The sequence below is a fragment of the Mycolicibacterium houstonense genome (assembly GCF_900078665.2).
Classification (GTDB): Bacteria; Actinomycetota; Actinomycetes; order Mycobacteriales; family Mycobacteriaceae; genus Mycobacterium; species Mycobacterium houstonense.
In genome coordinates, this window is the sequence record NZ_LT546207.1 from 4,322,615 (window position 1) to 4,347,616 (window position 25,002).

The 25,002-nt window shown below is 66.5% G+C and carries 20 protein-coding genes and 3 pseudogenes; 3 read left to right on the forward strand and 20 right to left on the reverse strand.

Annotated elements, in window-relative coordinates; genetic code table 11:
* Positions 1-24: 24 nt before the first annotated feature.
* From rpsG to BN4332_RS21685, 5 genes are all read right to left on the reverse strand, one after another.
* Positions 25-495, reverse strand: a complete 471-nt coding sequence (rpsG, locus tag BN4332_RS21665) for a 30S ribosomal protein S7 (RefSeq protein WP_018601866.1) — start codon at positions 493-495, stop codon at positions 25-27.
* Complete coding sequence (gene rpsL / locus BN4332_RS21670; protein WP_066901499.1) at positions 495-869, reverse strand: 30S ribosomal protein S12; 375 nt, start codon at positions 867-869, stop codon at positions 495-497. The genes rpsG and rpsL overlap by 1 nt, the downstream gene beginning before the upstream one ends.
* 271 nt (positions 870-1,140) lie before the next feature.
* On the reverse strand, positions 1,141-1,764 hold the full coding sequence (locus tag BN4332_RS21675) for a TetR/AcrR family transcriptional regulator (protein ID WP_066901501.1): 624 nt from the start codon (positions 1,762-1,764) through the stop codon (positions 1,141-1,143).
* A gap of 80 nt (positions 1,765-1,844) precedes the next feature.
* On the reverse strand, positions 1,845-2,375 hold the full coding sequence (locus tag BN4332_RS21680; protein ID WP_435405169.1) for a DUF3558 domain-containing protein: 531 nt from the start codon (positions 2,373-2,375) through the stop codon (positions 1,845-1,847).
* A gap of 1 nt (position 2,376) precedes the next feature.
* Positions 2,377-2,952: a DUF3558 domain-containing protein gene (locus BN4332_RS21685; RefSeq protein WP_066901503.1), complete on the reverse strand. Its 576-nt coding sequence runs from the start codon at positions 2,950-2,952 to the stop codon at positions 2,377-2,379.
* A 145-nt stretch (positions 2,953-3,097) separates the two neighbouring features.
* On the opposite strand from BN4332_RS21685, the gene BN4332_RS21690 reads away from it, so the two are divergent.
* A complete protein-coding gene (locus BN4332_RS21690) occupies positions 3,098-3,475 on the forward strand; it encodes a DUF3060 domain-containing protein (RefSeq protein ID WP_084459365.1) in 378 nt (125 codons plus the stop codon).
* Positions 3,476-3,498: 23 nt separating this feature from the next.
* Entirely contained in the window at positions 3,499-3,915 is a 417-nt protein-coding gene (locus tag BN4332_RS21695) for a DUF3060 domain-containing protein (RefSeq protein ID WP_200820331.1), read from the forward strand.
* A gap of 50 nt (positions 3,916-3,965) precedes the next feature.
* Here BN4332_RS21695 and BN4332_RS21700 read toward each other — a convergent pair.
* The 8 genes and pseudogenes from BN4332_RS21700 to BN4332_RS21735 form a co-directional block, all read right to left on the reverse strand.
* Positions 3,966-4,568 (reverse strand): annotated as a pseudogene (locus BN4332_RS21700) (crotonase/enoyl-CoA hydratase family protein); the annotation flags it as partial.
* A complete protein-coding gene (locus BN4332_RS21705) occupies positions 4,565-5,296 on the reverse strand; it encodes a PaaX family transcriptional regulator C-terminal domain-containing protein (protein ID WP_066901507.1) in 732 nt (243 codons plus the stop codon). The gene BN4332_RS21705 and the pseudogene BN4332_RS21700, both read right to left, overlap by 4 nt.
* A 1-nt stretch (position 5,297) precedes the next feature.
* Positions 5,298-6,212, reverse strand: coding sequence for a crotonase/enoyl-CoA hydratase family protein (locus BN4332_RS21710; RefSeq protein ID WP_066901509.1), 915 nt, complete (start codon positions 6,210-6,212; stop codon positions 5,298-5,300).
* Positions 6,209-7,837, reverse strand: a complete 1,629-nt coding sequence (locus BN4332_RS21715) for an acyl-CoA dehydrogenase family protein (RefSeq protein WP_066901511.1) — start codon at positions 7,835-7,837, stop codon at positions 6,209-6,211. The genes BN4332_RS21710 and BN4332_RS21715 overlap by 4 nt, the downstream gene beginning before the upstream one ends.
* A 276-nt stretch (positions 7,838-8,113) precedes the next feature.
* The gene (locus BN4332_RS21720) at positions 8,114-9,454 is read right to left on the reverse strand and encodes an IS110 family RNA-guided transposase (RefSeq protein ID WP_066900295.1); all 1,341 of its coding nucleotides are present in this window, start codon (positions 9,452-9,454) and stop codon (positions 8,114-8,116) included.
* Positions 9,455-9,774: 320 nt separating this feature from the next.
* Positions 9,775-9,996 (reverse strand): annotated as a pseudogene (locus BN4332_RS21725) (VOC family protein); the annotation flags it as partial.
* Positions 9,997-10,015: 19 nt separating this feature from the next.
* A pseudogene (locus BN4332_RS21730) lies at positions 10,016-11,147 on the reverse strand (phosphatase PAP2 family protein).
* Between the two features lie 65 nt (positions 11,148-11,212).
* A complete protein-coding gene (locus BN4332_RS21735) occupies positions 11,213-11,965 on the reverse strand; it encodes a deoxyribonuclease IV (RefSeq protein WP_066901513.1) in 753 nt (250 codons plus the stop codon).
* A gap of 101 nt (positions 11,966-12,066) precedes the next feature.
* On the opposite strand from BN4332_RS21735, the gene BN4332_RS21740 reads away from it, so the two are divergent.
* On the forward strand, positions 12,067-12,693 hold the full coding sequence (locus tag BN4332_RS21740; RefSeq protein ID WP_066901529.1) for a maleylpyruvate isomerase family mycothiol-dependent enzyme: 627 nt from the start codon (positions 12,067-12,069) through the stop codon (positions 12,691-12,693).
* Between the two features lie 124 nt (positions 12,694-12,817).
* Here BN4332_RS21740 and BN4332_RS21745 read toward each other — a convergent pair whose 3' ends face one another.
* From BN4332_RS21745 to BN4332_RS21775, 7 genes are all read right to left on the reverse strand, one after another.
* Positions 12,818-16,771 (reverse strand): DNA-directed RNA polymerase subunit beta', encoded by a 3,954-nt coding sequence (locus tag BN4332_RS21745; RefSeq protein WP_066901515.1) that lies wholly within the window; start codon positions 16,769-16,771, stop codon positions 12,818-12,820.
* A 48-nt stretch (positions 16,772-16,819) separates the two neighbouring features.
* The gene (rpoB, locus tag BN4332_RS21750) at positions 16,820-20,332 is read right to left on the reverse strand and encodes a DNA-directed RNA polymerase subunit beta (protein WP_066901531.1); all 3,513 of its coding nucleotides are present in this window, start codon (positions 20,330-20,332) and stop codon (positions 16,820-16,822) included.
* A gap of 395 nt (positions 20,333-20,727) precedes the next feature.
* Positions 20,728-21,780: a hypothetical protein gene (locus tag BN4332_RS21755; RefSeq protein WP_066901517.1), complete on the reverse strand. Its 1,053-nt coding sequence runs from the start codon at positions 21,778-21,780 to the stop codon at positions 20,728-20,730.
* 66 nt (positions 21,781-21,846) lie between these two features.
* The gene (locus BN4332_RS21760; protein ID WP_066901519.1) at positions 21,847-22,932 is read right to left on the reverse strand and encodes an ABC transporter ATP-binding protein; all 1,086 of its coding nucleotides are present in this window, start codon (positions 22,930-22,932) and stop codon (positions 21,847-21,849) included.
* 201 nt (positions 22,933-23,133) lie between these two features.
* Positions 23,134-23,523, reverse strand: a complete 390-nt coding sequence (gene rplL, locus BN4332_RS21765; protein ID WP_003881849.1) for a 50S ribosomal protein L7/L12 — start codon at positions 23,521-23,523, stop codon at positions 23,134-23,136.
* An 86-nt stretch (positions 23,524-23,609) separates the two neighbouring features.
* A complete protein-coding gene (rplJ, locus tag BN4332_RS21770) occupies positions 23,610-24,137 on the reverse strand; it encodes a 50S ribosomal protein L10 (RefSeq protein WP_019346901.1) in 528 nt (175 codons plus the stop codon).
* A 269-nt stretch (positions 24,138-24,406) separates the two neighbouring features.
* On the reverse strand, positions 24,407-25,002 hold a 596-nt coding region (locus tag BN4332_RS21775), incomplete at its 5' end, for an ROK family protein (protein ID WP_066901533.1).

Consider the following 25,002-nt stretch of genomic DNA (forward strand, 5'->3'; position numbering starts at 1 on the left):
GACGCTGGATGCCGGGCGCGAGTATCACCAGCGGTAGTGCGCGAAAGCCCGGTTCGCTTCGGCCATCTTGTGAGTGTCCTCACGACGCTTCACAGCGGCACCCAGGCCGTTGCTGGCATCCAGGATCTCGTTGGCGAGGCGCTCGACCATGGTCTTCTCGCGACGGGCCTTGGAGAAGCTCACCAGCCAGCGCAGGGCCAGCGTGGTGGAGCGATCGGGACGCACCTCGACCGGAACCTGGTAGGTGGCGCCACCGACACGGCGGCTGCGCACCTCGAGGGCGGGCTTGACGTTGTCCAGCGCACGCTTGAGGGTGACGACCGGATCGGTGCCGGTCTTGTCGCGAGCCTGCTCCAGCGCACCGTAGACAATGCGCTCGGCCAGCGACTTCTTGCCGTCCAGCAGAACCTTGTTGACCAGCTGGGTGACCAGCTGCGACCCGTAGACCGGATCGTTGACCAACGGACGCTTCGGCGCGGGTCCCTTGCGCGGCATCAGCTCTTCTCCTTCTTCGCGCCGTAACGGCTACGGGCCTGCTTGCGGTTCTTGACACCCTGGGTGTCGAGCGACCCGCGGATGATCTTGTAGCGGACGCCGGGGAGGTCCTTCACACGACCGCCGCGCACCAGCACCATCGAGTGCTCCTGCAGGTTGTGGCCCTCGCCCGGGATGTAGGCGGTGACCTCGACCGCGCTGGTCAGCTTCACGCGAGCGACCTTACGAAGTGCCGAGTTCGGCTTCTTCGGGGTGGTGGTGTACACGCGGGTGCACACGCCGCGGCGCTGCGGGCTGCCCTTGAGAGCCGCCGTCTTCACCTTGGCGACCTTGTCGCGGCGACCCTTGCGGACCAGCTGGTTGATGGTTGGCATGTACCGGCTTTCTCTGTTGCTTTCTTGCTGTTCTAAGTCTCTGTACTGCAGTTATCCCCCGAGCCGCGTACCCCGCGTCCGGGCGTGTCGCACGTTCTTACACCGGTGGAATTCCGATGCGTGATAGACATGCAAATTGGCCCGGCGTGCGGGCACGCTTGCGAAACACTCAGCCAGCATGCGCCTTCCGGCCAGGCACGATCTACCACAATACCAGGGCTGGCCGCGCCGAACCAAACCCGCTCACGACGACCTAATCCCAGGTCAGACGCTACGAGCCTGACTGCCCCATACCCGCGGCCAATCGTCGCAGCATATCGGTGAACACCGCGTCGGTGTCGATGTCGTCCATCACACCGGTCATTTCCAGCAGCACGAAACCGTGCAGGGCCGACCAGAACTGCAGTGCCGCATAGAAGGCGTCCTCGCCTTCCAACCCATAGGAGGTCAGCACCTCGATGACCGGGCCGGCCGCGGCCTTGGTCGCCGCCGAGTACTCGGGATCGTCGCCGCCGAAGGGCATCCGGGTGAACGCCGAGTAGCGACCGGGATGGTGGTGGGCGTAGCTGCGGTAGGCGCTGGCCATCACCGCGACCGCATCGTCGCGGGTACGGCCGGACCCGACGGTGTTGAGCATCTCGATGATGTCGTCGATGACCCGCATCCGGACCGTGCGGCGCAGGTCGTCGAGGCTGTGCACGTGGTTGTAGAGCGACGGGCCCTTGGTGCCCAACTGGTTGGCCAGCGCATTGATGGTCAACGCGTCCCAGCCCTCGCGATCCAGGAAAGTCAGCGCCGCGTTCACGATGGTGTCGCGGCTGAGCTTGGTGGTCCGCGCCGGGCGAGCCTGGGCACGCCGAGTACCGGCCGCCTGTGTGTCCGGCCGAGCTGACATGTACGCACTGCCTTCGGGTCGATGCGATCGGGGCCCCAGTTTGGGTCGCCGTGAAACTGTAGCCCCTCACGCAGCTCAGATCAGTTCACCCGGCCCTGACTGAGCCGGGCGAGTTTCTCGGTGATCTGGCACAGGTCGGGCAGGGTGGCCGGGTTCATGGTCTGGATCGACCAGGTGATCACATCCTCGCCCTTGGCCACGTAGATGCTGCACACATTCGCGTCGGCGGCCCGGAACCCCTTGTTGCCGTCGATGGACATCTCGGTCAGGGTGCGCCCGGCCCGGGTTTCCAGGGTCCGTTCGGTGTCCATGTCGCTGCCCCGGTACCACCACGTGGAGATGCCCATCCCCGCACCGAAGGTGCCCAGCATCGAGTTCTCCTGCCAGAAGCAACCCGAATCGCTGACCACGGCCTTGGTGAACATCTGAGAGCCGGCCGCATCGGCGATGTCGGCGTCGGTGATGCCGTTGCAGTCCGCGGCGCGAAAGCCACCACCGGCGTCACCCGGATCGTCCGGCGGCGGCTTCTCCGCCGGCGAGCATGCGCACAGCAGCGCGGCACCGGCCGCGAAGCCGGCCAGCCACGTCACAGCACGGGAGGGGTGCGCCACGTCAGAGTTCCGACTGAAGGGTCGCGGAAAGAAGTTTCTTGGCGTCCTGACACGGATCACCCTTGCCGTCCGGGCCGGCCCCACGGAACTGCACCCACCAGCTGATCACGCCGGAACCGGCGGCCGCCGTCGCCGAGCAGGCCGCCCCGGTCACGTCCCGTCGCGCCAGGAAGGCCTGGTGCCGCTCGACCACGGTGTCGGTGATCTCCGCGTCCCGGCCGTGGGCAACCGCCCGCTCGCGTTCCAGGGACCCCTCCTCGAACCAGGAGAAGATGACGTCGAGCATCGAGAGCGAATCGCCACTCGGACCGGCGCCGGCCTGCGCCTTGCGTGACAACACGTACTGGCACACCGCCCCGCTGTAGGGCCGCACCACGTTGTCGGCGGCGAGGATCTCCTGGATGGTGCTGTCGACCAGCAGCCCACACCGGTTGTCGACATATCCGAAGCTGCGATCGGGGTCGGCGGTGTCGGTCGACGCGCGCTGCGCAGTTCCGCCGATGGTGTGCGAACACCCCGCGACGGTCACCACGGCTGTGACTGCCACGGCAGCAGCCTGAACAACACACCGACGCATTGCTCAACACGGTACCGAGCACGCCCACTGCTCGCGACCTGTCGGCAACCAACCGTCAAACTGACCAACACTTGCCGCCATGCCGAGCGCGCAACGTAATCTTCCTGACAGCCCGTCGGGGCGGCGGACCGGAAGGGGATCAACCGTGTATTGGACAGCTGTGGGTCGGATGGCGGCCGCCGGTGTGATCGCGCTGCCACTGGCGCTGACGGTCGGCATGCCCGGCGCGGCGGCCAAGAACGGTGACACCCACGTCACCGGTCAGGGCATCGAACAAACTCTGGACTGCAACAACTCCACGCTGTTCGTCAACGGAACCGATATCCACGTCAACGCGTTGGGTACCTGTTGGGCGGTGACCGTGCAGGGATCGTCCAACGTGGTCGTGGCCGACAACGTCATCAACGACATCACCGTGTACGGCTACGACCAGACCGTGTTCTACAAGAACGGCGACCCGTTGCTCGTCGACCGTGGCCGCGAACTGCAGATGACCAACCAGATCGCCCGCGTCCCTGCCTGACGAAGAAAGCAGAGGCTGAACCCGTGCTCACCCGTAATCCCTACTCCCGACTGACCCTCGGAGTCGGCGCAGCGGCCGCCGCGTTCGCCCTCGCGGCCTGCGGTTCCGAAAGCTCGGACACCACCACGCCGACCGGTACCGCGGGACAATCCGGCGTCAACGTCGAGGTCGGCAACACCATCAACTACATGTCGGTGGGCACCACGGCCGACATCGACTGCGCCGACGGCAAGTCGCTCACGGTCGGCGGGGCCAACAACACGCTGACCGTCAAGGGCACCTGCGCCAACGTGAACATCGGCGGCTCCGACAACAAGGTCACCTTCGAGCGGATCGACAAGGGGCTGACCATCGTCGGGCTGAACAACACCGTCAGCTACGCGGCCGGCGAGCCCAAGGTCAACAACACCGGGACCAACAACACCATCAACAAGGGCTAGCCGGCGCGGGCGTCGGGTCAGCTCGCGCCGGCGCCGTGCCTGCCGGCGNATTCCTGCGGTAGCCGTGCGAGTTCGGCGGCCAGTTCCTCGGCCGCCGCCCGGGACTGCCCTTTCGGCACGACGCGGTTGGCCAGACCGATCGCATGGGCCTCGGCGGCCTCGACGGCACGACCGGTCAGGATCAGGTCCATGGCCCGGCTCTGGCCGATCAGCCGGGGCAGCCGCACGGTGCCGCCGTCGATCAACGGCACTCCCCAGCGCCGGCAGAACACGCCCATCACGGCGTCCTCCTCGACCACCCGCAGGTCACACCACAGCGCGAGCTCCAGACCGCCGGCGACGGCGTGGCCACCGATCGCCGCGATCACCGGCTTGGACAGCACCATCCGGCTCGGCCCCATCGGGCCCGGCCCGGCCGGATCCAGCCGGTTCATGTCCGGGGTTCCGAACGCCTTGAGATCGGCTCCGGCACAGAACGTTCCGTTGGCGCCGGTCAACACCGCCACCGCGGCATCCTCATCGGCGTCGAACTGCGCGAAGGCCGCGAACAGGGCCGCGGCGGTGGGACCGTCGACAGCGTTGCGGGCGTGGGGCCGGTCGATGATGACCGTGGTCACCGCGCCGCTGCGTTCGGTCCGGACAGCTTCGGTCACGTCGCCTCCATGAGTTCTCTCCGGTCGCGCCGCTCGACGAGTTCGGCGGCGAAGTCGTTGTAGGCCTTGCGCAATCGCGTACCCGGCCAGCTGCCCGGCAGCAGTTCGTCGGGCAACACCGGGTCGGCCAGCAGGTGCCGCACAATGCCTGCGGCGGCGACGAACCGTCCGGGAACGTCGGTTGCGGCGGCCATCTCCCCCAGCAGCTGTTCGCCGGTGCGGCGCCAGTCGGGCAGGTCCCACAGCGTGGCGGCGAGCCCGGCCGGGTCCTCGTCGCTCGCGCGCAGGACCCGCACCCGGTCGGTGATCTCCTGAGGCAACACCTGGTCCAGGTTGTCCGGACGCATCCAAACCCCCTCGCGCAGCTCGGCGAACCGGTACTGCTGCAGTGTGTTTCGCAGCGCCGCCCGGGTACGGGCATCGGTGCCGACGCTGGTGATGACCAGTGTGAGCCACTGCCCATCATGGTCACGCAACGGCGGATCGATCGCATCGTCCTGGCGGCGCTGCCGGGTCAGCAGCCGGTCCGACAGGCGGTAGCCGTCCTCCGAGCGCACCAGGTCACCGGCGCTGACCATCCGTGTCAGCGCCACCCGCAACGTCGGCTCTTTGATGTCGAAATCGGCTGTCAACCGGATCAGTTCGGCCGCGCTCGCCCAGGCCGGGTGGGCACCCAGCAGCACGCTCAGCACCACCGACCGGGCCGTCATCCGTTTGAGCGCGGGCATGTCAGACCCCGGACGACCTGCGTCCGTAATCGCCCATCGGCTCGTCGCGGTGGCGCACCGCTTCGCGGAAGCCGTGCTCAACCGCATCGGCGACGAACGCGTGTCCTTCTGGCGTGTGCCGGGCGATGCCGTCGAACACCGTGCTGACCATTCGGCTGGTCGCCACACCTTGCTGTAGCAGGGAGGCGTTGCACGCCAGCTTGGCCATGATGAGCTGGTTGACCGGCATGGCCGCGATCCGTTCGACCAGACGCTCGGTGCGCTCGTCGAGGTCTTCGGGTTCGGGCGCCTCGACGGCCAGACCCCATTCGGCGGCCTGCGCGCCGGTGATGCAATCCCCGGTGAACAGAAGGCGTTTGGCACGTTGGTCGCCGAGCCGGTGCGCCCACAGTCCGGCCGCCGGCACACCCCACACCCGCATGGGCGGGTAGCCGATCTTGGCGTCGGCGGCGGCGATCACCTGGTCGGCGTGCAACGCGATATCGGTGCCGCCGGCCACGCAGTAACCGTGGATCTTGACCACCGTGGGCTTGTCGGCGTGCATCAGACTGGAGAAGCCTCGGACGAACCGGCTCATCATCTGATAGTCGACCATCGGATCCCATGGTTGATCCGGAAGATGGTTGATCGCCTGGGTTTTCCCGGACAGCACGGTCCCGTCATAGCGGCCCCCGCCGGCCTCACCGGTTCCGTCGGCATAGGCCGACAGGTCGAATCCCGCACAGAAGCCCTCGCCACGGCCGGACACCAGGATGACGTGGACATCGGCATCCAGATCCGCACGTTCGACCAGGGACTGCAGTTCCAGCGGGGTGTCGGCGACGATCGAGTTGCCTTTTTCGGGGCGGTTGAAGGTGATTCGGGCGATCCGGTCGGTGACCTCGTAGGTCATCGTCTTGAGCGTTTCGACACTCATCCCTTGACCAGCGCCCGCTCGATGATCGGCGCCAGGTCCAGGCCGGTCGGCAGGGTGCCGAACGCCTGGCCCCACTGCCCGCCGAGCCGGCTGGCCAGGAACGCCTCGGCCACCGCCGGGTGGCCGTGCCGCACCAGCAGCGCACCCTGCAGAGCCAGCGAGATGTCCTCGGCGACCTTGCGGCCCCGGTACTGGATGGTCTCGAAGTCCTGCAGGTCCGTCTGCAGCGTGGTGACATGGCGGTCCAGCCGCGGGTCCTGCCCGGCGGTCTTGGACAGCTCGTCGAACAGCACCTCGACGCACTCCGGGCGGGTTGCCATGGCGCGCAACGTATCCAGTGCGCTGACGTTGCCCGAGCCTTCCCAGATGCCCATCAGCGGGGCTTCGCGGTACAGCCGCGGCATGCCCGAATCCTCGACGTACCCGTTGCCGCCAAGGCATTCCATCGCCTCGGCGGCGTGCGGCGTGGCCCGCTTGCACACCCAGTACTTGCCGGCCGCCAGGCCGATGCGGCGCAGCAGCGCCTCGCGGTCGTCACCGCGGACCGCCTTGTCGGTGGCGCCGGCCATCCGCATCGCCAGCATGGTCGCGGCCTCGGCCTCCACTGCCAGGTCGGCGAGCACGTTGCGCATCAACGGCTGGTCGATCAGGTAGGCGCCGAACGCCTTTCGGTGCTGGGCATGGTGCACGGCGCGGGCCAGCCCGGTGCGCATGCTCGTGGCGCTGCCCAGCGTGCAGTCCAGGCGGGTGAGGTTGACCATCTCGATGATGGTCGGCACGCCCCGGCCCTCCTCGCCGACCAGCCAGGCGGTGGCGCCGTCGTACTCGACCTCGCTGGAGGCGTTGGCGTGGTTGCCGAGCTTGTCCTTGAGCCGCTGCAGGAACATCCGGTTGCGGGTGCCGTCGGGCAGGATGCGCGGCAGGAAGAAACAGCTCAGTCCGCCGGGCGCCTGGGCCAGCACCAGGAAGATGTCGCCCATCGGGGCGGAGGTGAACCACTTGTGCCCGCGCAGTGAGTAGCTGCCGTCCCCGTTGGGGGTGGCCTCTGTGGTGCCGGCGCGGACGTCGGAACCGCCCTGCTTCTCGGTCATCGACATGCCCGCGGTGATGCCTGCCTTCGTCGTCGCGAGCTTGAGCTCGGGGTCATAGACCCGGCTCGTCAGTAGCGGCTCGTAGATCGCGGCGAGTTCCGGGTTGAACCGCAGTGCGGGCACCACGGCGTACGTCATCGAGATCGGGCAGACATGCCCGGGTTCGACCGTCCACACCGACATCTTGGCGGCGCGCACCACGTGCGAGCCTTCGCGGTCATCTGCCCACGGGGCGCCGTGCAGGCCGTGGGTGACGGCCACGTTCATCAGCTCGTGGTAGGCCGGGTCGTACTCGACCTCGTCGATGCGGTGGCCGTAGCGATCGTGGGTGTGCAGCACCGGTCGGTTGCGGTCGGCCAGCTCACCCCAGCGCTGCGCCTTGGCGCTGCCGTTCAGCGCGCCGAGTTCGTGGACCTCGTCCACGCCCCACTCCCCGCCTTCGCGGATGAGGGCCTCGGCGAGCACCGGCGAAGTGGCGGGGTTGTAGTCCTCCAGTGTGGGGACCTGGTTGGTGACGACGTGTGTATCGACCATGCCCACAGTGTTACAAATTTCCGACAACCGCACAATAGTTGTAATGCCCGAGAGGTGGGACGGCCGACCCCGACCGCCGCACTGTCACGCTGGAGTGGCCGTCGAGGCCCGCAGCCACTCCAGCGTGACGCTCGAATGGCGGGGCCGGGTCAGCGGCGCAGGCTTGTCACGCCAGCGTGGCTCTCGAGTGCGAGAGCCACGCTGACCGGAAAATGTCCCAGGGTGAGTGGGCAGGCCGAAGGCAGCCGGCGCAGCCGGCTCTGTGTTTTGGTGTGGTTAGGCGGCGGGTTCGACGCTGACGCGGTAGCCCATGGCCGTCAGTTGGGCGATGTGGTTACGCATGCGGCGTTCGATGTTGACCCGCCGGGTGTAGTAGTCGGCTCCTAGGTCATGGAAACGTGCGGTGGCATCGGCGAGCAGCTGCCAGACGATGGTAAAGATCGAGCGGGCCACCGCGACAAGGGCTTTGAGCTTGCCGCGGCGTTTGACCAGTCGTCGATACCGCTCCCCGAGGAAGGTGTCGGTCTTGGCCACGGTCGCAGCGGCCTCCCCGAGAGCGCCTCTGAGGTAGGGGTTGCCGGTTCCGGTTCTGCCGGCTCGGGTTACCGGCCCGGACTGGATGGTGCGTGGGCACAGTTTGGCCCAGGACACCAGGTGCGCTGCGGTGGGGAATCGGGTCATGTCCATACCGATCTCGGCCAGAATGATCTGCGCTGTGGTCGGGCCGATACCTGGGATCTCACACAACCGTTGGACGGCCGAAAGGTCCGTCGACGCCAGGCCACCACCGGGCCGATCCTGGTCGTGATCGTCGGGCTCGGTGCGTGCCAGTCGCTGAGCGATCCGTGCGGTCAAGGTGGCGATCTGGGCATCGAGTGCGTCGATCTGATCGAGCAGCATCCGGGCCAACTCGCCGTGATGATCATCAAAACGACCATCGAGCGCCTTGATCAGCTCGGTGCGTTTGACTGTCATCCGTCCGCGGGCCAGATCAGCCAACTGCCGCGGATCGCGTTCACCGGCGATCAACGCCTCGACCATGGCCCGCACCGAAATAGTGTCCAGCCGTGAAGCCACCGCCGACACCTTGATCAACGCGTCTTCGAGCAGTTTCTCCAGCCGCTGCCAATAACGGGCCCGTTCACGAGTCAGATCCACCCGCAACCGGGTGTAATCGCGCAGTTGCCGAATCGGGGCCGGCGGAACAAAGCTCGGCCTCAGCAGACCTTTTTCGGTGAGTTTGGCCAGCCACACCGCGTCGAGCTTGTCGGTCTTGGGCCGCCCCGGGACGTTTTTGACCTCGCAGGCGTTGACCAACTGCACATCCAACCCAGCAGCCTCGGCCAGGTAATACCAGATCCGCCAATAATCCGAGGTGGACTCGATGGTGAGTTTCTCGACACCCCACCCGACCAACTTGGCGGCCAACTCAGCCACCGCGCTGGTGGTGGCTTGGACCTCCCAGACCTTGCTGACCCGACGGGCAGGACCAGGAAGGCGGACACACACCACCCCCGAGGCCTTGGCCACGTCAATGGCAGCGACCCGCTCGATGACCAACTCATGCTCGGCGTCGGCAATCTCCTCAACCCCGGCCGGACCCTTCTTATGCTTCACCTCAGCTGCCCTCCTCACCCATCAACACCATCGCGGTGGGCGGGCTGCCCGGGGGCCTCGGTCAAGGGAAAACCGAAATTCTGACCGGCGTGCTCACAGCAACAATGCATGACCCTTCCAGGTCCGGGCCCCGGCGTCAGGCTGGCGTACAAGCTCAACACGTCCCAAAGTGGCAACGACGTCGACAGGCAACCCACACCCATTTTCACGCCTGCAAGGCGCCCAGGGAACCCGGACAACCCGGCTGGCGTGACAATGGCGGCGGCACGGCGCCCGAACGGCCGCCGTGGTAAGCCCGGAAACACCAGGAACCGGTCGGACTACCCCGCAGCAGTCACCGACGGACGCCGGTCAGCGGCCGTCTTGGGAGCCACCTGTGCGTCCTCGTCGGTGAATTCCTTGGTCCAACATGCGAATTCGAGGGTGATGCCGTCCGGGTCGAGGAAGTAGAACGACCGGACGTAGACGCCGGGGTGCACGGTGGCCGAGGCCTGCATCGGGCTGTCGTCGTGGTTGAGCACCGGACCGACGCGGACGCCCTTGGCCTNAGTGGGACGCCGGTCAGGCCGGGTCGAGTTCGGCGACGGTCGTCGGCGGCTGGTCGACCCGGTCGACGGGGCCGGGCCGGCCCGATCGCCACCCCTCATATCGATTGAGCGCGAACAACACCACGGCCGCCAGAGCCCAGCCGAGCAGGATGTCGACGACGTAGTGCTCAGCCGTGTACACCAACGTGAAGGCCATGATCAGCGGGTAGGCCACCAGGAATGGCCGCCAGCCGCGATTCACCCGGTTCCACAGGAACACCGCGACCGCAGCGGTCAGGCCGGCGTGTAGGGATGGGATCGCCGCGACCAGGTTGACGCTGGCCTGGCCCTGATCGATCAGCGCCGTCGCGGTGTGCAGGTTGAGCTTGCCCCAGCCGCGGGTGACGATGCGTTCGATCCAGTCGTGCGCACCGTTCTGGCTGTCTTGCATCGCCCCCAGGAGGCCACCGTCGACGGCCTCGCGTGCCGAGCGGAACATGCACCGCGGACCGGACGGTCCACCGTCGACATCGTCGGCCGTGCACCGCGCCGCGGCCCACGGTGGCGCGGCGGGCAGCAGGGCATAGATGGCGAGCGCGGCGAACGACAGCCCGACGAACAGCCGAACGAAGCGCTTCCAATCCTGTCTCTTATCCAAATCTNTCGCGGTCGCGCAGCCACAGCACCCCGGCGACCACGTAGGGAAGGATGAAGAACGACATGTAGACCGTGCTGATGACGACTTCCCACCACGGCGGATGCAGCTGCTTCAACCGTTCCTGCAACCACACCGTGGGCACCGTGCCGAAGAACAACCAGCGGTCCGCGTCGACCTGCCACTGCCACAGCGTCGGTCGGCCCACCAGGGTCGCCGCACCGCGGCTGAGGTCGTAGGCGGCCAGCACCACGGCGAACGGCAGCCAGTCGCGGATGACGTAGAGCATCCGCCGGCCCTGGCCGATGCTGGCGGCCAGCAGGCCGGTGGCGATGTAGAGCAGCAGCAGTTCGCGGTTGAACGCGAAGCCGTCGGTGGCGGTGCGGTAGATGACCACGGTGGCCCACACCAGGATCGCGGTGTAGCGCAGCACGCGCAGCCGTCGGGCACGGCCGCCATCATCCGACTGCGCCGGAGCTTCATCGGTTACCGAGTCGTCAACCGCCGTCACACCACCGACGTTAGTTCACCTACGCGTCACCGTGCCGTTGGAAACGGTTCAGGTTGGCGAACGTGTCAGCCGGCGTGCTCGCGCAGGAACGCGATGTCGTCCTTGCGGCCTGCCTCGGCGGTCTCGCAGATCACCGGGGCGTCGGCCGCCTTGACCACCGCGGCCAGCAACTGCGGATCGATCTGGCCGGTGCCGAAGTTGGCGTGGCGGTCGGCACCGGAACCGGCCGCGTCACGCGAGTCATTGCAGTGCACCAGATCGATGCGTCCGGTGATCGCCTTGATGCGCTCCACCGCGTCGATCAACGCCTCCCCCGCCGCCCAGGCGTGGCAGGTATCGAGGCAGAAACCAATTCCCTTGTCCCCGATGTGATCCCACAACCGGGCGATGGTGTCGAAATGGCGCGCCATGGCGTGATCGCCGCCCGCGGTGTTCTCCAGGTACACCGGCACATCGGTGTTCAGCGCATCGAGGGCCTTGACCCAGCGCTCGAACCCGGCCTCCATGTCGTTGTCATCGGCATGCCCGCCGTGCACGATCACCGCGGTCGCGTTGATCTCGGCCGCCGCGTCGCACGTGTCCTGAAGGATCTTGCGCGACGGGATGCGGACCCGGTTGTTGGCCGAGGCCACGTTGATCAGGTAGGGCGCATGGACGTAGAGCGGCACGGTCGACGCCTTGAGCACATCGGCATCTTCCCTTGGCTTGGGCTTCTTCCAGCTCTGCGGGTTGCCGAGAAAGAACTGGACGACGTCGGCGCCGTCTGCGGCGGCCGCGGCCAATGGGTCGGTGTTGTCTACATGCGAGCCGATGAGCACGCCGCCAAGTCTAGTGAGACGCTGCGACACCTCGGCGGGGGCTGCGATGACTTTCGCCTGCCCGGTCAGTCGTATGCAGTGTGGACAACAACGTGTGGCCGATGGTGCACGCCGAACGGGCAGCGCTGATCGCCGACCTCGAGTGCCTCGACGACGACGCATGGGACGCGGCGTCGCTCTGCGACGGGTGGAGTGTGCACGACGTCGTCGCGCACCTGGTCGACGTGGCGCTGACGACGCGAGTCGGGTTCATGGTCGACATGGCCAGGGCGCGTTTCGACTTCGACCGGCAGAACGCGCGTGGCGTCGCGCGGACCCGCGGCGCCACCCCGCACGAAACGCTGGAGCGCCTGCGCCGGGCCGCGCCACGGACGTCGACTCCCCCGGCGCCGCTCGACACGCGACTGGTCGAGGAAGTGGTGCACGGCGAAGACATCCGACGCCCGCTCGGCGTCACGCGCGCCTATACCCCCGAAGCCGTCGTCAGATCGTTGCGCCAACAAGCCCGTACCTCAAGGGCATTCGGCGGGGCGAAGGAACTTCTCACCCAGGTGCGGATCAGCGCGACCGACGCCGATCTGGTCATCGGCGACGGTCCTGAGATTCACGGCACCGCGCTGGCCCTGTTGCTGGCCATCTCGGGTCGGCGCGTCGCACTCGGCGAACTCGACGGCCCCGGGATGCCCACCTTGGCGTCGACCACACCACCGACTGTCACGCCAGAGTGACCATCGGCGTCGACAGCCACTCCAGCGTGACAATGGCGGGCCGAGATGACGGGTCGAGACGGCACCCAAACGAAAAAGCCCCCGTCTCCCAACAAGCGGGAGCGGGGGCTTTTCCGTGACTGACTTAGCGGTAGTCGCTGTAGCCGTAGTCGTCCAGCGGCACCGCGGCACCGGTGGCCTGGCCGAAGTCCGGGCTGTAGTACTGATCCTCGTAGGACGGGATCGTGTACGCCGCAGCGCGGGCTTCCTCGGTCGGCTGCACCTGGATGTTGCGGTAGCGGTTGATACCGGTACCGGCCGGGATCAGCTTGCCGATGATCACGTTCTCCTTCAGACCCTGCAGCTTGTCGCTGCGGCAGTTGATCGCCGCATCGGTCAGCACGCGAGTGGTCTCCTGGAACGACGCCGCCGACAGCCACGAATCCGTGGCCAGCGATGCCTTCGTGATACCCATCAGCACCGGACGGCCGGCCGCGGGCTCGCCGCCCTCGGCAACCACCCGACGGTTCTCGGCCTCGAACTCGGCGCGCTCGGTCAGCGAACCGGGCAGGAACTCCGTCGAGCCCGAGTCGATGATCGTGACGCGACGCAGCATCTGCCGGACGATGACCTCGATGTGCTTGTCGTGGATCGACACACCCTGGGCCCGGTAGACCTCCTGGACCTCCTTGACGAGGTGGATCTGCACCTCGCGGGGGCCCTGGACGCGCAGCACCTCGTGCGGATCGGCGGAGCCTTCCATCAGCTGGTCGCCGACCTCGACGTGATCGCCGTCGGACAGCACGCCCTCGGAGCCGTCCTCATGGGTGAGGACGCGCAGCCGCTGACGCTTGGAGAGCTTGTCGTAGACAACTTCCTCGCCACCGTCGTCGGGAACGATGGTGATCTTGAAGAACTTGTCGCTCTCCTCCAGCCGGACCCGGCCCGCGACATCGGCGATGGGCGCCTTGTTCCGCGGAATACGGGCCTCGAACAGCTCCTGCACGCGAGGCAGACCACCGACGATGTCGGCGCCACCGGTAACACCACCCTGGTGGAAGGTACGCATGGTCAGCTGGGTACCGGGCTCACCGATGGACTGGGCGGCGACGATGCCGACGGCCTCGCCGATGTCGACCAGCTTGCCGGTGGCCATCGAGCGGCCGTAGCACTTGGCACACACACCTGCGGCCGAGCCACAGGTCAGCACCGAGCGGACCTTCACCTGCGTGATGCCCGCCGCCAACAGCGCGTCGATGGCCGGATCGCCGAGGTCGTGTCCACGCTCGACGATCACGTTGCCGTCGGCGTCGACCGCGTCGGTGGCCAGCGTCCGCGCGAACGCCGAGGTCTCGACGTGCGCATCGCGGATCAGCGAACCGTCGGCGGCGCGCTCGGCCAGGTGCACCGTGATACCGCGCTCGGTCTCACAGTCGGTTTCGCGCACAATGACGTCCTGCGAGACGTCCACCAGACGACGGGTCAGGTAACCCGAGTCGGCGGTACGCAGAGCGGTGTCGGCCAGACCCTTACGAGCACCGTGGGTGTTGATGAAGTACTCCAACACCGTCAGGCCCTCACGGAACGAGGACTTGATCGGGCGCGGGATGAACTCACCCTTCGGGTTGGTCACCAGACCCTTCATGCCTGCCAGGGTGCGCGTCTGGGTGAGGTTACCCGTGGCGCCGGACTTCACGATCGTGATGATCGGGTTGTCGGCCGGGTAGTACTCCTCCAGCGCCTTACCCACCTCTTCGGTGGCGTCCTGCCAGATCTTGACCAGGGACTCGTTGCGCTCGTTGTGGTTCAGCGCACCGCGCTGGTACTTGCGCTCGATCGCCTCGGCCTCGGCCTCGTGCCGCTCCAGGATCTCCTGCTTCTGCGGCGGCACCAGAACGTCGGCCATCGAGACCGTGACACCCGAGCGGGTGGCCCAGTGGAAACCGGCGTCCTTGAGCTTGTCGACGGTCTGCGCCACCACGATCATCGGGAAGCGCTCGGCCAGATCGTTGATGATCCTGGCCTGGACCTTCTTGTGCATCTGCTCGTTGACGAACGGGTAGCCCTTGGGGAGCAGCTCGTTGAACAGCACCCGGCCCAGCGTGGTCTCCGCGGTCCAGGCATCGCCCGGCTTCCAGCCGTTCTCGAACAGTTCGGCCTCGATGTTGGCCGGCGGACGCGCATCGGTCAGCCGCACCTTGATCTTGGCGCGCACCGACAGGGCACCGCGGTCCAGCGCCATGATGGCCTCGGCCGGGCTGCTGTACACGCCCTGTTCCGGCGAATCCTTGCCGGCCGGCACGTACTCACCCTTGTCACCCTCGACGAGGGTGGTCAGGAAGTACAGACCGGTCACCATGTCCAGACGCGGCATGGCCAGCGGCTTACCCGACGCGGGCGACAGGATGTTGTTCGAGGACAGCATCAGGATGCGGGCCTCGGCCTGAGCTTCTGCCGACAGCGGCAGGTGCACGGCCATCTGGTCACCGTCGAAGTCGGCGTTGAACGCCTCACACACCAGCGGGTGCAGCTGGATTGCCTTGCCTTCCACCAGCTGCGGCTCGAAGGCCTGGATACCCAGGCGGTGCAGCGTAGGTGCACGGTTCAGCAGCACCGGATGCTCGGCGATGACCTCTTCGAGGACGTCCCACACCTGGGGACGCTGACGCTCCACCATGCGCTTGGCGCTCTTGATGTTCTGCGCGTGGTTCAGGTCGACCAGACGCTTCATCACGAACGGCTTGAACAGCTCGAGAGCCATCAGCTTCGGCAGACCGCACTGGTGCAGCTTGAGCTGCGGGCCGACCACGATGACCGAACGGCCCGAGTAGTCGACGCGCTTACCCAGCAGGTTCTGACGGAAGCGGCCCTGCTTGCCCTTGAGCAGATCGGACAGCGACTTGAGCGGACGGTTGCCCGGCCCGGTGACCGGACGGCCGCGGCGGCCGTTGTCGAACAGCGCGTCCACCGACTCCTGAAGCATGCGCTTCTCGTTGTTGACGATGATCTCGGGCGCACCGAGGTCGATCAGTCGCTTGAGCCGGTTGTTGCGGTTGATCACGCGGCGGTACAGGTCGTTCAGGTCGGAGGTGGCGAAGCGGCCACCGTCGAGCTGAACCATCGGACGCAGCTCCGGCGGGATCACCGGGACGGCGTCGAGCACCATGCCCAGCGGGGAGTTGCCCGACTGCTGGAAGGCCGCGACGACCTTGAGGCGCTTGAGGGCGCGCAGCTTCTTCTGCCCCTTGCCGCTGCGGATGGTCTCGCGCAGGCTCTCGGCCTCGGCCTCGATGTCGAAGTTCTCGATGAGCTTCTTGATCGACTCCGCGCCCATCGCGCCGGTGAAGTACTCGCCGTAGCGGTCCTGCAGCTCGCGGTACAGCACCTCGTCGACGATGAGCTGCTTGGGAGCCAGCTTGGTGAAGGTGGTCCAGATCTCGTCGAGCCGGTCCAGCTCACGCTGGGCGCGGTCGCGGAGCTGACGCATCTCACGCTCGCCACCGTCGCGCACCTTGCGGCGCACGTCGGACTTGGCACCTTCGGCTTCGAGCTCGGCCAGGTCGGCCTCGAGCTTCTGGGCCCGGGCTTCCAGGTCGGCGTCGCGCTGATCCTCGACGGCCTTGCGCTCGACGGCCATCTCGGCCTCGAGCGTGGACAGCTCGTTGTGGCGCATCTCGTCGTCGACCGAGGTGATCACGTAGGCCGCGAAGTAGATGATCTTTTCCAGATCCTTCGGAGCCAGGTCGAGCAGGTAGCCCAACCGCGACGGCACACCCTTGAAGTACCAGATGTGCGTGACGGGTGCGGCCAGCTCGATGTGGCCCATCCGCTCACGGCGCACCTTGGCGCGAGTGACCTCGACGCCACAGCGCTCACAGATGATGCCCTTGAAGCGGACGCGCTTGTACTTACCGCAGTAGCACTCCCAGTCGCGAGTCGGTCCGAAGATCTTCTCGCAGAACAGGCCGTCCTTCTCAGGCTTGAGCGTGCGGTAGTTGATGGTCTCCGGCTTCTTGACCTCGCCGAAGGACCAGTTACGGATGTCGTCCGCGGTGGCGAGGCCGATGCGGAGTTCATCGAAGAAGTTGACGTCTAGCACGTAACTCCCTTTCCCCTTGCGGGTGTTGAAACTAAATGGCTGGCGGTCTTAGGCGAGGTCTTCGACTGAAGCGGACTCGTTGCGCGACAGGTTGATTCCCAGATTCGCGGCAGCGCGCTCCAGGTCCTCGTCGTCACCGTCACGCATCTCGATCGCGGCACCGTCAGAAGACAGGACCTCGACATTGAGGCACAGCGACTGCAGCTCTTTGAGAAGCACCTTGAACGACTCCGGGATACCGGGTTCGGGGATGTTCTCGCCCTTGACGATGGCCTCGTACACCTTGACCCGGCCGACGGTGTCGTCGGACTTGATGGTCAGCAGCTCCTGCAGGGTGTAGGCCGCGCCGTACGCCTGCATGGCCCAACATTCCATCTCACCGAACCGCTGGCCACCGAACTGCGCCTTACCACCGAGCGGCTGCTGGGTGATCATCGAGTACGGGCCGGTGGAACGCGCGTGGATCTTGTCGTCCACCAGGTGGTGCAGCTTGAGGATGTACATGTAGCCGACCGTCACCGGGTACGGGAACGGTTCGCCACTGCGACCGTCGAACAACGTCGCCTTGCCGTCGGCATTCACCATGACGTCGCCGTCACGGTTGGGCAGCGTCGAGCCGAGCAGACCCGCCAGCTCCTCTTCGCGGGCACCGTCGAACACCGGGGTGGACACGATGCTGTCGACCGGGGCCGAGTACAGCTGCTCGGGCAGCTTCGACGCCCATTCCGGAGTGCCCGCAGCCACATCGATGTTCCAGCCGGCCTTGGCCACCCATCCGAGGTGGGTTTCCAGGATCTGGCCGATGTTCATACGACGCGGCACACCGTGGGTGTTCAGGATGATGTCGACCGGGGTGCCATCGGGCAGGAACGGCATGTCCTCGACCGGCAGGATCTTGCCGATGACGCCCTTGTTGCCGTGGCGTCCGGCGAGCTTGTCGCCGTCGGAGATCTTGCGCTTCTGGGCCACGTAGACGCGGACCAGCTCGTTGACACCGGCGGGCAGCTCGTCGTCGTCCTCGCGAGAGAACACGCGGATGCCGATGACCTTGCCGGACTCACCGTGGGGCACCTTCAGCGAGGTGTCACGAACCTCGCGGGCCTTCTCACCGAAGATGGCACGCAGCAGGCGCTCCTCCGGGGTCAGCTCCGTCTCACCCTTCGGGGTGACCTTGCCGACCAGGATGTCGCCGTCGCGGACCTCGGCGCCGATGCGGACGATGCCGCGCTCGTCGAGATCGGCCAGCACCTCGTCGGAGACGTTCGGGATGTCCCGGGTGATCTCCTCGGCGCCCAGCTTGGTGTCGCGGGCATCGATCTCGTGCTCTTCGATGTGGATCGAGGTGAGCACGTCCTCTTCAACCAGACGGTTGGACAGGATGATCGCGTCCTCGTAGTTGTGGCCTTCCCACGGCATGATCGCCACGAGCAGGTTCTTGCCCAGGGCCATCTCACCGTTCTCGGTGCACGGACCGTCGGCGACGACCTGGCCGGCCTCGACACGCTGCCCGGCGTCCACGATCGGACGCTGGTTGGCGCAGGTGCCGTGGTTGGACCGGGCGAACTTGCGCATCCGGTAGGTGTGCCGGCTGCCGTCGTCGGCCATCACGGTGATGTAGTCGGCCGAGACCTCCTCGACGATGCCCGCCTTCTCCGAGACGATGACATCGCCGGCGTCGATCGCGGCGCGCAACTCCATACCGGTACCGACCAGCGGGGCCTCGCTGCGCACCAGCGGAACCGCCTGGCGCTGCATGTTGGCACCCATCAGGGCACGGTTGGCGTCGTCGTGCTCGAGGAACGGGATCATCGCGGTCGCGACGGACACCATCTGGCGCGGCGAGACGTCCATGTAGTCGACGTCGGACGGAGCCACGTTCTCGACCTCGCCGCCCTTACGGCGAACCATCACGCGGTCCTCGGTGAACCGGCCGTCCGGGTCGATCGGCGAGTTGGCCTGCGCCACGACGTGGCGGTCCTCCTCGTCGGCGGTCAGGTAGTCGATCTGGTCGGTGACCACACCGTCGACGACCTTGCGGTACGGGGTCTCGATGAAACCGAACGGGTTGACCCGCGCGTACACCGAAAGCGAACCGATCAGACCGATGTTCGGACCCTCAGGGGTCTCGATCGGGCACATGCGGCCGTAGTGCGACGAGTGGACGTCGCGGACCTCAAGGCCGGCGCGCTCACGGGACAGACCGCCGGGGCCCAGCGCCGACAGACGACGCTTGTGGGTCAGACCCGACAGCGGGTTGTTCTGATCCATGAACTGCGACAGCTGCGACGTTCCGAAGAACTCCTTGATCGCCGCCACGACGGGACGGATGTTGATCAGGGTCTGCGGGGTGATCGCCTCGACGTCCTGGGTGGTCATGCGCTCACGCACGACGCGCTCCATGCGGGACAGGCCGACCCGGATCTGGTTCTGGATCAGCTCGCCCACGGTGCGCAGTCGACGGTTACCGAAGTGGTCGATGTCGTCCACCTCGACCGGAACCTCGACGCCGCCGGGGACGGTCATCGTGGTCTGGCCCTCGTGCAGGCGCACCAGGTACTCGATGGTGGCGACGACGTCTTCCTCGGTCAGAGTCGACGACGTGATCGGCTGGCCGGCGTTCAGGCCCAGCTTCTTGTTGACCTTGTAGCGGCCCACGCGGGCCAGGTCGTAACGCTTCTCCTTGAAGAACAGGTTCTCCAGCAGGGTCTGCGCGGATTCCTTGGTCGGCGGCTCGCCCGGACGCAGCTTGCGGTAGATGTCCAGCAGCGCCTCGTCGGGACCAGCGGTGCTGTCCTTCTCCAGGGTGCCCATCATGATCTCGGAGAAGCCGAAGCGCTCGGTGATCTGCTCGTTGGTCCAGCCCAGCGCCTTGAGCAGCACGGTGACCGGCTGACGGCGCTTGCGGTCGATACGCACGCCGACGGTGTCGCGCTTGTCGACGTCGAACTCCAGCCACGCACCGCGGCCGGGGATCACCTTGACGCTGTGCAGCGTCTTCTCGGTGGACTTGTCGATGCTCTCGTCGAAGTACACACCGGGAGAGCGCACGAGCTGGCTCACCACGACACGCTCGGTGCCGTTGATGATGAAGGTGCCCTTCTCGGTCATCATCGGGAAGTCACCCATGAAGACCGTCTGGCTCTTGATCTCACCGGTGTTGTTGTTGATGAACTCGGCCGTGACGAACAGCGGGGCCGCGTACGTCATGTCCTTGTCTTTGCACTCGTCCACCGGCGCCTTGACCTCGTCGAAGCGCGGATCGGAGAAGCTCAGCGACATCGAGCCCGAGAAATCCTCGATCGGGGAGAGCTCTTCGAGCACCTCTTCGAGGCCGCCCTTGGGGTCGGTCTCACCGCGATCGACGGCCTTCTGCCGCCATTCATCCGAACCCACGAGCCAGTCGAAGGAATCGGTCTGAACGTCGAGCAGCCCCGGAACCTCAAGCGGTTCGCGGAGCTTGGCAAATGAAACTCGGTTCGGTGCTCCTGGGACGGAGTTATTGGTGATAGCGTTCGCTGACTTGCTCTGGCTAGAGACTGCCAAGATGCATCCTTCCAGCACCTCATGCGACTTCTCGGACATCCGGTTACCGGTCCGTTGGCCGCGATTCTGCGTCGGTTCGGCTGACTGTGTCCTACTTCAGCCTGTCCGAAACCAAACGCAAGGCACAGGTCTAGATGCTGAGCAACGCTCAGGCTAGAACGACTTTGTGCAGGTCAGGTGAGGGTGGGCAGGATGCAGCCAGCGCAACGTCCAACAATAGCGCAGAACGGCGCATTCATCAACTACCACGCACCCACCGTATGGATCGGGTCCCCCGGCGCTGGCTGGCGTCTCTAAACCCGTCACACATGCTGACCAACAGATTGGCCTGTCCATGGCCGTCCGTCAAGAGGTGACGCGCGGTTTGACTGCGCCGAACCGGCGCTGTACCGATGCGATATCGACGCGTGCGGCTACGCCGCGCCGAACCGTGCGAGCAGCCCGGATGCCACCTCCGGCGGAACGAGCTGCTCCGGGATGACCAAGGGCCGCGCCGCGCCCTGCGACCTCACGTGAAACGCGCTGTCAGCGTGCCGGATGCGCTTCACGGAAACCAGATCCAGCGTCTGCAGGTAACCACCGAGGCGTAGCCCGATCCGCTGCGGCCCGAACTCCGCCTCGATCGGAGCGCCCGGCGGAATCAACCGGCGGTACCGCGTCGGTATCGCCCAGTAGACGAAGTACCCGATCAGGCCGACGGAGACGACCATCACCGCGACGGACAGCAGCACCGTCCACGCCGTCAGACGTCCGCCCTCAAGCGTGAACAACACCAATGTGAACAGCGGCACTCCGACGGCGGCCGCCAGCGCGCCGCCCACCTCGGTGCTGTGCCGAACCGCTGCAGCGAGCTGGTCAGCCAGTCCGACCCCGGCGACGCCTCCGGTGCGGGTCACCCCGTCGAGCCCGAGGCCCAGCTGCGCGGTCGACGCCGTCGGTTGCAGCTGCGCCGACCGCGACCGCCCCGCGCCGCCGTAGGTGGACACCAAATCGTCGGCGACGTCTGCCGGCAGCAGCTCGGCGGGGATCAACAGCCGGATGCCGGCGCCGCCCTCGACCACCAGGACCGACGCGATTCTCCGGACCCGCTCTATGTGGTCGAGGTCGAGCGCTTCGAAGTGCCCCAGCCAGCCGATCCCGATCGACTTCGGACCGAACTCGGCGTACACGGGAGTGCCCGGCGGAAGCCTCAGTGCCCATCTCCGTGGCGCCGCGATGAAGAGCACCACCAGTGCCAAGAACCCCGGAACGCCCACACCGAGCACCAAGACCGGTAGCAGCCACCAAAGCAGCGGGATGTCTTTCGACAGTGCGCCAGATGCGGCGACGACCAGCAGCGGCGCCTCAATCACCGCAATTGACACCACCCACCACCAGCGCACGGCACCACACTCGGCGCGCGCCAACTGGCCGATCATGCGCGAGTGCGCGACACCGCGCGACCGGGTCACTTCACCGGACTGCATGTCGACTCCTGCGTGGTCCAGACACAAATCAGGCCGGGCCCTGCGGCCCGGCCTGATTCGCGAAACTCAACTCTGGTGCGGCACCTCGATGGCGCCGGTGGGAGCGTCGTCCTCGACCGGGCGCTGGTGGCGCGCCGTCGGCTCGTCACCGAACTCGTGCACCGCGTACTTGTGGGTGCCCTCAAGGTCGTCCAGGATCGCGGCCTGCGCGGCCGGCGGCAGGGTGTGCAGGATCTCGCGCACCCGGGCCTGACGGCGGGCCACACCCTGGCGCTCGGGCATGCCCGGGGTGGCGGTGAGCTGCGGCGGCACGCCCTCGATCTCCTCGACACCACCGTCGTGCTGGCCGCGGTCCAGCATGGCCTGCTCGGCGGCCGCGGTCGCCTCGTCCTTCTCCTCGGACATGCCGATCGGGCCGATGCGGCGGCCGTTGAGGAACTGTTTGACGACGGGCTCCTCGCTGGTCAGCAGCACCTCGCGGGGGCCGAACATGACCAGCTGCTTGCGGAACAGCATGCCGATGTTGTCCGGCACGGTCCGGGCGATGTTGATGTTGTGCGTCACGATCAGCACGGTCGCGTCGATCTGCGCGTTGATGTCGATCAGCAGCTGCGACAGGTAGGCGGTACGCACCGGGTCCAGACCGGAGTCCGGCTCGTCGCACAGGATGATCTGGGGGTCGAGCACGAGGGCGCGGGCCAGGCCGGCGCGCTTGCGCATACCGCCGGAGATCTCACCGGGGAACTTGTGGCCGTCGTTGGGCATACCGACGAGCTCGAGCTTCTCCATCACGATGTTGCGGATTTCGCTCTCGCTCTTCTTCGTGTGCTCGCGCAACGGGAAGGCGGTGTTGTCGTAGATGTTCATCGAACCGAACAGCGCGCCGTCCTGGAACAGCACCCCGAACAGGGTCCGGATCTCGTAGAGCTCCTTGGCCGAGCACTGCAGGATGTCGGTGCCGTCGATGACGATCGAGCCGCGCTCGGGGCGCAGCAGGCCGATCAGCGACTTCAGGAACACCGACTTACCGGTACCGGACGGGCCCAGGAGCACGCTGACCTCACCGGCGGGAATCGACATCGTGACGTCTTCCCAAATCTTTGACGATCCGAAAGATTTGCTCAGTCCCGTCACATCGATCTGGACGCCCATCAAAGATCCTTCCGCCTACGGCTCACCCTGCCACCTGCTGCGGCCTGTGGCTTGAGTCACCATAGCGCACGGGGAGTCAGCCCCACATGCTTGTCCCAATAACCGGGTGTACCCGGGTGTGGTCGGCGCCAATCCCAGTTCAGACAGCAAAGAACCCCCGAATCCGAGGGGATTCGGGGGTTCTTGCGGTCCAGTAGTGAACTACTTGACGGTGACGCTGGCGCCGGCGGCCTCGAGCTTGGCCTTGGCGTCCTCGGCGGCCTCCTTGGAGACCTTCTCCAGCAGCGGCTTGGGAGCGCCGTCGACCAGATCCTTGGCTTCCTTCAGGCCCAGGCCGGAGACGATCTCGCGGACGACCTTGATGACACCGATCTTCTTGTCGCCGGCACCCTCGAGGATGACGTCGAATTCCGACTGCTCCTCGCCGGCCTCGGCGGCAGCGCCACCGGCGGCGGGGGCGGCCGCAACGGCGACCGGAGCAGCAGCGGTGACCTCGAAGACCTCTTCGAACTGCTTCACGAACTCAGAGAGCTCCAGCAGGGTCATTTCCTTGAACGCGTCGAGCAGTTCGTCGGTGGACAGCTTGGCCATGTTTATGGTCCTTCCTGATTTTTCTTACAGATGTTGGGTGGTTTGTGCGGTTGCGTTACGCAGCAGCGGCGGTGAAGCGGAAGCCTCTACGCAGCTTCCTCACCGGCCTTCTTCTCCTGCAGCGCCGCGGCGAGGCGGGCCACCTGAGAAGCGGGTGCGTTGAACAGGCCGGCAGCCTTGGACAGGTTGCCCTTCATGGCACCTGCCAGCTTGGCGAGCAGAACCTCGCGCGACTCGAGGTCGGCGATCTTCTCGACCTCGGCCACGGACAGCGCCTTGCCGTCCATGTAGCCGCCCTTGATGACGAGCGCCTTGTTGTCCTTGGCGAACTTCTTGATCGCCTTGGCGGCGTCAACCGGCTCACCCTGGACGAACGCGATCGCCGTGGGACCGGCGAACAGCTCATCGAGGCCTTCAATGCCGGCTTCGGACGCAGCGCGCTTCACCAGAGTGTTCTTGGCGACGGTGTACGTGGCGGAGTCGCCGAGGGAACGACGCAGCTCAGCCAGGTTCGCCACAGTCAGCCCGCGGTACTCGGTGACGACGGTGGCCGTCGACGCCTTGAACTGCTCAGCAATGTCGGCAACCGCCGTGGCTTTGTCAGCCTTGGCCATGCATGCCTCCTTGTGGTGGGTATCGGGCGCTCCACCAACTTGGGGCCGTGAAATGACGAACGCCCCGACGCAGACAGGTCGGGGCGCACAGATATCCAGCACGAAACTGGACTAGCCTCGTCCTCCTGCGTGGGCCGCCGGGACATTTCCCGGACCTTCAACCGATTGCGAGCCCCTTGCTCTGCGAGCAAGCGCCCATCGGTGACCGACGGTCTTCGGTGGAACCCGACCAGAGTAGCCCATAGCACACCGATCAGCCAAAACGGGCCTCAGCCGCGTGCCAGGGCCGCCGCACCGACCAGGCCGGCGTCTCCACCGAGTTCGGCAGGCACCACCCGCAGCCCTCGCAGGAAGTCCAGCCCCGCGTAGTCCGTCAGCGCCGCGCGCAGCGGGTCGAACAACAGGGATCCGGACTTCGCCACTCCCCCGCCGATCACCACCAGGTCCAGGTCGCACACCGCGCCCACCGAGGCGATCATCGCCGCCACCGCCCGCGCACCGCGCCCGAACGCCTTGAGCGCCAATTCGTCTCCCTGTTTCGCGGCATCGCCCAGCGCCTTGGCATCGGTACCGTCCCACCCCTGACGCCGGGCCCACCGCACCAGGCTGGGGCCGGACGCGACCGTTTCGACGCATCCGTGCCCGCCGCACGTGCACGGGTCGCCACCGTCGGGGGCGACGACGACATGGCCGACGTGCCCGGCGTTGCCGGTACGGCCGTCGTACGGGGCACCGTCGAGCACCAGGCCACCGCCGATCCCGGTCGACACCACCATGCCGAGCAGGAACTGGGCATCGCGACCGGCTCCGCACCACTGCTCACCCATGGCCATGCAGAGCCCGTCGCCGCCGAGCCGCACCGGCA

Bases quoted from the DNA above. Each gene is read 5' to 3' on its own strand.
- BN4332_RS21705 (WP_066901507.1), bottom strand. From the start codon at position 5,296: ATGCCCGCGCTCAAACGGATGACGGCCCGGTCGGTGGTGCTGAGCGTG.
- rpsG (WP_018601866.1), bottom strand. From the start codon at position 495: ATGCCGCGCAAGGGACCCGCGCCGAAGCGTCCGTTGGTCAACGATCCG.
- BN4332_RS21755 (WP_066901517.1), bottom strand. From the start codon at position 21,780: ATGCAGTCCGGTGAAGTGACCCGGTCGCGCGGTGTCGCGCACTCGCGC.
- rpsL (WP_066901499.1), bottom strand. From the start codon at position 869: ATGCCAACCATCAACCAGCTGGTCCGCAAGGGTCGCCGCGACAAGGTC.
- BN4332_RS21710 (WP_066901509.1), bottom strand. From the start codon at position 6,212: ATGAGTGTCGAAACGCTCAAGACGATGACCTACGAGGTCACCGACCGG.
- BN4332_RS21760 (WP_066901519.1), bottom strand. From the start codon at position 22,932: ATGGGCGTCCAGATCGATGTGACGGGACTGAGCAAATCTTTCGGATCG.
- BN4332_RS21685 (WP_066901503.1), bottom strand. From the start codon at position 2,952: ATGCGTCGGTGTGTTGTTCAGGCTGCTGCCGTGGCAGTCACAGCCGTG.
- BN4332_RS21715 (WP_066901511.1), bottom strand. From the start codon at position 7,837: ATGGTCGATACACACGTCGTCACCAACCAGGTCCCCACACTGGAGGAC.
- rplL (WP_003881849.1), bottom strand. From the start codon at position 23,523: ATGGCCAAGCTGTCCACCGACGAACTGCTCGACGCGTTCAAGGAAATG.
- BN4332_RS21740 (WP_066901529.1), top strand. From the start codon at position 12,067: ATGGTGCACGCCGAACGGGCAGCGCTGATCGCCGACCTCGAGTGCCTC.
- BN4332_RS21675 (WP_066901501.1), bottom strand. From the start codon at position 1,764: ATGTCAGCTCGGCCGGACACACAGGCGGCCGGTACTCGGCGTGCCCAG.
- rplJ (WP_019346901.1), bottom strand. From the start codon at position 24,137: ATGGCCAAGGCTGACAAAGCCACGGCGGTTGCCGACATTGCTGAGCAG.